The 2,576-nt window shown below is 60.6% G+C and carries 1 protein-coding gene and 1 pseudogene; one reads left to right on the top strand and one right to left on the bottom strand.

Annotation, left to right across the window (positions count from 1 at the left end):
- Window positions 1-148 precede the first annotated feature (148 nt).
- Entirely contained in the window at window positions 149-1,360 is a 1,212-nt protein-coding gene (locus tag GGQ90_RS28745; RefSeq protein ID WP_120249359.1) for an IS256 family transposase, read from the bottom strand.
- Between the two features lie 334 nt (window positions 1,361-1,694).
- Between GGQ90_RS28745 and GGQ90_RS30085 the strand changes: the two are divergent.
- A pseudogene (locus GGQ90_RS30085) lies at window positions 1,695-2,485 on the top strand (IS5 family transposase).
- Window positions 2,486-2,576 lie beyond the last annotated feature (91 nt).

Raw genomic sequence — 2,576 nt, 5'->3', positions numbered from 1 at the left:
CAAAATCAGACTAGCGCCGTAAAGCCTCGTCACCACATAGCGATCACGCACTGACGCGGAAATGCGAGCTGCGAACATGAAATGAGGCACGCTATGGTCGCGTCCGTCAACGTGGTGTAAATTCGGGTGTGGCCAGCGGGCTGCATTGTCAGGCGGCCTTGGGTGTAATCTGTAGCGGCTGAACCTCCTCGATTGTTGGTGTGGCAAGTGCGGCCATGCCCTCGATTTGCATGTAGCGGTGCTGGAGCTGGTATTCGTCGTTCTGCTCAAGGAGGACGGCGCCGACGAGGCGGATGATGCTGTCCTCGTTGGGGAAGATGCCGACGACATCGGCGCGGCGCTTCACTTCCTTGTTCAGCCTTTCCAGCGGATTGGTGCTGTGGAGTTTGACCCGGTGCTGCTCGGGGAAGGTCATGTATGCGAGGACGTCATGCTCGGCATCGTCCATGCACGCGCCCAGCTTTGGCCAGCGGGCGCGCAACTGATCAGCGACCTGACGCCAGACTTGTGTTGCGGCGGCATGGTCGGGCTGAAGGAAGACCTGGCGGATGGCAGCAGCGACTACCGTGTTCTGGCCCTTGGGCACGTAGGCCAGCGCGTTTCTCATGAAGTGGACGCGGCAGCGCTGCCAGGTGGCGCTGAGCACACGGGTGATCGCGGCCTTGAGGCCCTCGTGGGCATCGGAGATGACCAGCTTCACGCCGGTCAGGCCGCGGCGGGTAAGGTCCTTGAGGAAGGTCGACCAGAACGGTTCGGCTTCGGAAGGGCCGATGTGCAGGCCGACGATCTCGCGCCTGCCCTCGGTGTTGACGGCCACGGCGATTATCGCGGCGACACTGACGATCCGCCCCCCCTCGCGCACCTTGAGATAGGTGGCATCGAGCCAGAGGTAGGGCCAGTCGCCGGCAAGCGGTCGCTTGAGAAAGGCATGGACGCGCTCATCGATGTCCTTGCACAGCTTCGACACGGAGGACTTGGAGATGCCGGTCATGCCCATTGCCTGCACCAGCTCATCGACGCGCCGGGTGCTGACGCCAGCGATCCATGCCTCCTGGATGACCGCGACCAACGCCTTCTCGACGGTCTTCCTGGGCTCCAGAAAGCCGGGAAAGTAGGCGCCGGTCCTCAACTTGGGGATCTTCAGGTTGAGCGTGCCGAGCCGGGTATCGAGGCTGCGGTCACGGTAGCCATTGCGCCAGGTCGTGCGCTCGCCGGAGCGTTCGTGCCGGCCAGCGCCGACGAGACCGTCGACATCGGCCTCCATAATGATCTGCAGCACGCTCTCGGCGATCGTGCGCAGGAAATCTCCATCTCCGGTCTTCGCCATCAGTTCAGCAAGCGGTAGTCTGTCGTCGGTCATCGGGATCAACTCCTCGGTGGGCGTGTGAAGTGTGGTAACTCCACCTTACCGATGAGCCCGGTGGCCACCGAGATCGAAATCGCATGGGGTGGGGCATGCCCCACCCCATGCGACAACCTCAATCTACACCGGAAATTACACCACGAGCGCGGACGCTAACCACGCTATCGCCGCAGTGGGTGAGCCGAGCATCAAAAAATAGAGCGCGAAGGCGGCAGCACCCGCGCTCTGGATTTTCACCGCGGTTCGATAGTCGTCGAAAAACGGCCAGCTAGGTTTCGTGGACAAAGGTTGACAGCAGGATCGGGCGTTGATTCAAGGCTGCCTTTTGGAGGTGGCGTTGGGCGAGCGTATTGGGCTGACGGAGGACGAGTGGGGGATCATCGGCACATTACTGCCATCTGAGCGTGGTCGTGGCTGTCGTCCAGCACAGGACAACCGGCTGTATTTCGAAGGCATGATGTGGATCGCCCGCACAGGTTCGCAATGGCGCCACTTGCCGGATGAATATGGCAAGTGGAACAGCGTTTTCCGCCGCTACCGGCGCTGGGTTACGACCGGGGTGTTCGAGGCGATGCTCGAGACACTGGGCGAAATGGTGGCTCGTGATGCCACTGCGGACATGATCGACAGCACCGTGGTCCGAGCACATCATTGTGCCGTCGGCATAAAAAAGGGACTCAGGAAACCGAGGCGCTTGGCCGATCGCGAGGCGGATTCAGCACAAAGCTCCACGCCCGCTGCGATGCCAAAGGCCGACCGCTCGGCTTTGTCCTGACGCCGGGCCAGAGCCACGATATCCAAGGCTTTGGCCCGCTGTTCCGTTTGATTGCTCATAAGATCGAGGCATTGTTGGCGGACAAGGGCTACGATGCAGATGCCATCCGCGAGGAATTGGCCAATGCTGACGTTGAGGCTGTCATTCCCGCCAAAAGCAATCGGCGCGATCCAATCCCACACGATCGCGAAAAATACCGTTGGCGCAATCTTGTCGAACGCCTCTTCAACAAACTCAAGAACTGGCGGCGTATCGCAACTCGATACGACAAAACCAAAGAGTCCTACCTCGGCTTCGTCAATCTCGTCTCAGCCCTGCAATGGATACCCTTTGTCCACGAAACCTAATGACGCACAAAAGCGCGACGCAGCCGAACGCGGTGGCAATCATGATTGCCGCCACCCGGTTGTTTCGCTCAAGACCTGCGTTTCGCGCCCA

The organism is Sphingobium scionense (assembly GCF_014197035.1).
Lineage (GTDB): Bacteria > Pseudomonadota > Alphaproteobacteria > Sphingomonadales > Sphingomonadaceae > Sphingobium > Sphingobium scionense.
This window is presented reverse-complemented; position numbering and strand designations above follow the sequence as displayed.

Excerpts from the sequence above, each read along its gene's own strand:
- GGQ90_RS28745 (WP_120249359.1), bottom strand. The coding sequence starts at position 1,360 with ATGACCGACGACAGACTACCGCTTGCTGAACTGATGGCGAAGACCGGA.